Source organism: Streptomyces sp. NPDC005070, assembly GCF_053600395.1.
This window is the reverse complement of sequence record NZ_JBSFZS010000310.1, coordinates 1-3,504: the sequence shown is the minus strand read 5'-3', so window position 1 is coordinate 3,504 and position 3,504 is coordinate 1. Positions and strand designations below refer to the sequence as shown.

Here is a 3,504-nt window from a genome sequence, read left to right as displayed (position 1 = left end):
TCCCGGACGATCTCCAGGAATTCGCCGGTACGACGGTAGCGGGCGTCCTTGTCGAGGAAGTCGCCGTACGCGCGCTGCTCGTGGCTCTCGCCGCCATCGAGTGGCACGTGGTGGACCTGCGCGCCGGCATTCCGCGCCCGTCGGGGCCGAGCGGAGCCACCGCGTCCCAGGCGGACCGGAAGTCGACCGGCCAGCGGGGTCGCGGACGAGGCGATGTGCCAGATCGCGTACTTCACACCGTCGTTGACGACCTTGTCGGCCAAGGCGACGGCCTGCTTCAGGTCGGCCGCGTCATCGTACTCCTCGACCTCCAGCGTCTTGCCGCAGCGCAGAAGGTGCTCGGCAGCGCCAGGCAGAGACCACCGACAAGTGCATCAGGGCCTGAACGCAAGGAGCCACTCCCCCACTTGCTGCCGGGCTGGGTGGTGACTGCGGCCGGGAGCAGAGCACGGGCCCGGCGGACAAAGCCCTCGTGAACGGAGCGCGGCCCGCCGGGTAGTGGAGCGGCCGTAGTGGAGTGGCCGGTACGTGGAGCGGCCGGTACGTGGCCTTCGACGAGACCCGGCACTGACTGGCCGCCGTGGACGAGTCCCCGGACTCCGTCCCGTTCGCCTCGGCTTCGGTCGTCGAACTCCGCTCTCCTGCACCTTCCTTGATGTGATGTCTGCAGTGGGAGCAGCGGCCGGCCGGACCCGTCACGATGGCCGTCGGGCCCGCCGCCCTTCACTCGGGGTGGGCCGGTTAGGGTTCACGTCTTGTGCCGCACGAATCCGAGGTGGACGAAGGCCTCGCCCGTGTGTGGTGCCCGGGCCCACGACCGGGTGGTGAAGTTGTGGAGCCTGCCCCGGGTCAGGGCGAAACGGGGCAAGGCGAGGCCGAATTCGGTGTGCAGGGCTTCCAGTGTGCGCAGTTCGCCGTCGAGTTCGGGATCGTCCGGGCGGAACAGCCGTGTGGGGTCCAGTGCTTCGGGAATCGCGCCGGAGCGCTGGATCTGGGTGCCCCGCACGGTGAACGCGTAGAGCTCCTCGCCCTGTTCGGCCACCGACAGGTGGAACACCGTCGGGGTGTCGCCCGAGAACGGGCTTTCCGGGGCACGCCACACCACCACAACCCGGCCAAAGGAGGAGGCCGCCGCGGCGGGAGACACGAACCGGCTGCCCGGGTCGCGGCTGGAGTGGCCGTCGAAGGCGAAGGCCCACCCTTTGGTGGTGCGGCCGGCGGCGACCACCGCCCGGTCCTCCCAGGGCTCCACGCCTTCCCGCTCACGAACCCTGAACGCCCCCCAGGACGCCATGCGCATGTCCACGGGCGCGCCCAGTTCCGCGCCTTCCTCACCGAGCAGGGCGGGCAGGCGGGCAGGCTCGACCCCCTCGGCCCAGACACAGCGGTACCCATCGCGGCGCTGGCCGTTCGCCGGGGGCTCCGTCAGCCAGACGAGGCCGGGCGGGTCGAGATCGGGCACCGGCTCGGGCGCGGGCCCCCTCTCCCCGGCCCTCGGCGTCGCGAGGATCTCCCGTCCGCGCTCCGGTGTGACCAGCGGGCCCAGGAACGGATCGGCGAGCAGGCCGACCGGCACGATCAGCAAAGGACCGGGCGCCTGCCACAGCGGGAGCGCGTCCCGCAGCACCCGCCACGCGGCGTCCGTCGAACCCCAGCGGGCCAGTTCCCGGGCCTCGGCGACCGCCCGACCCCACGGCCCGGGGGGCGCGTAGCTGTGGCTGCCCTCCCGCATCGCGCCCAGCGTGTCCACGGCCACCTTCCGGTCCACCCCGCGGGCGGCCATCATCGTGAGCCAGCGGCCGTCCTCGTCCCCCGGTCGCCGCCGACGGTCACCTGCCTGCGTCATGGCCTGCACGGGCAGGATCTCAGACAGGTAGCGGGGGTCGGCCGCCAGGCTGCCGTAGTCCCGGTCCCCTGCCGGAGCCAGCAGATGGCGGAGCTGGTCCAACAGGACGGCGCTGCGCGGCCTGCCGAAAGACCGCGCCTCCTCGAGCAGGGGCAGGGCCTGCTCGTACTGTCCGCGCAGGGCCAGCAGGCGGGCCTCGTCCACGTGGGCGTCCTGGGCGCGGGTGGTCGCGTTCACGAAGTCGGGCCGCTCCACCCGGTCGCCGTGGAAGCTGCGGTACATGGCCTCCATGTACGCGCGAAACGACGGGTACCGGTCCGGGAGTTCACCGCTCCAGCCCTTGTAGACGTACAGCGCCCACTCGCCGTCCTCGTCGCGGTCGCCCGGGTCGAGCAGGGCATCCGACATGTCGGAGTCCGTCTCCAGCCGCAGCGCCCGCTGCCACATCCCGGCCAGCAGGACCTCCTCCTGACGCGGGTTGTCGCCCAGACTCTCCTGGTACACCGAGGTCATGTCGTGCGGATCCCGGCACCAGTCGATGTCCGCGGCGCCGCCGAGCTGATAGATCCCGGCCGTCTGGTCCACGTGCCACCCGTCACTCACGGCCAGGAACTCACGGTACGAGGGCGGCAGCCGCCGCCCCAGCCTCTCCTCGGCCGCGGCGATCGCCGCCTCGTCCGCCCCGGGCCTGCCCAGAGCAACGGCGCCCTGCTCGCCGTCCCCGTCCCGGCCCGCACGCGGCACCCACTCCGCCTGCCAACGCCCCAGGAATTGATTCCAGTTGAAAGATGCTCCGCTCATGACCGGATGGTGTCACCGACCACCGACAAACCACCCCGAGGGGCAGCCGGGCTGCGAACGTCCCGCGCCGGTTTGCAGCCTCGGCACCGAGGCGCCGGCCGCGCCATGGATGCCGTGCCGGAATCAACTCCGGCGAGGCCTCTGCACAGCCCGCAAGGTGCCGAGATAGCCAGTGGAGCTAAAACGCCCGAGCCATCTTGAAGCGCCGAACCCCGCACATTCCAACCGCCCCGGCTCCTGTGCGCCTGGGGCTATCCCATTGCGCTGCTCATCGTCGGGACGGACCTGCACGTGGGGAGGCTGATCACCGACCTCGCCTCCCCCGGCAACGTCGACAACCCGGTCCGGAGCGCCTCCACCCTCCCCGGCGGCCCGGACGGCATGCCGCATCTGTACGCCGTCGACGCCTACGGCCGGCTCCTCGAGTGCAACTACCGCCAGAGCCTGGTCCTCACTCCTCGCCGACCTACGACTTCGCCCCGGCCGTCTCAGCAGCGCCGTCTGGCGGGCCACGTACAGCGGCAAGCCGGTCGCCGGCCGGTGGACCCGCCTCGTCGGCATGTACGACGCCACCGCCAAGGAATTCCGGCCTCTACCTCGACGGCGCACCCGCCGCCACCACCGACTGGACCAACTCCCCGGGGAACGCCACTGGTCCGTTGTAGCTCGGCCGCAAACTCGCCTCCGGGACCTACGGCGAATACACCCATGGCGCGATATGCGACGTCCGCGTCTATCCCTATGATCTTCCCCTGGCCGACGCCGCGTCCGGGGGTGACCTGCCCAACGTCGCCCAACTCGACTGACACCTGACCGTCATTTCGTACCACCGCCCGCCACGGATCCGAAATCAGGCT

At 71.3% G+C, this 3,504-nt stretch carries 1 protein-coding gene and 1 pseudogene; both read right to left on the bottom strand.

The genetic code is table 11. The features are described from left to right. Nucleotides 1-98 (bottom strand): annotated as a pseudogene (locus tag ACWEBX_RS38215) (LLM class flavin-dependent oxidoreductase); the annotation flags it as partial. A 650-nt stretch (nt 99-748) separates the two neighbouring features. After that, the gene (locus ACWEBX_RS38210; protein ID WP_451889327.1) at nt 749-2,647 is read right to left on the bottom strand and encodes an SMI1/KNR4 family protein; all 1,899 of its coding nucleotides are present in this window, start codon (nt 2,645-2,647) and stop codon (nt 749-751) included. Between the last annotated feature and the right edge of the window lie 857 nt (nt 2,648-3,504).

Bases quoted from the DNA above. Each gene is read 5' to 3' on its own strand.
- ACWEBX_RS38210 (WP_451889327.1), bottom strand. From the start codon at position 2,647: ATGAGCGGAGCATCTTTCAACTGGAATCAATTCCTGGGGCGTTGGCAG.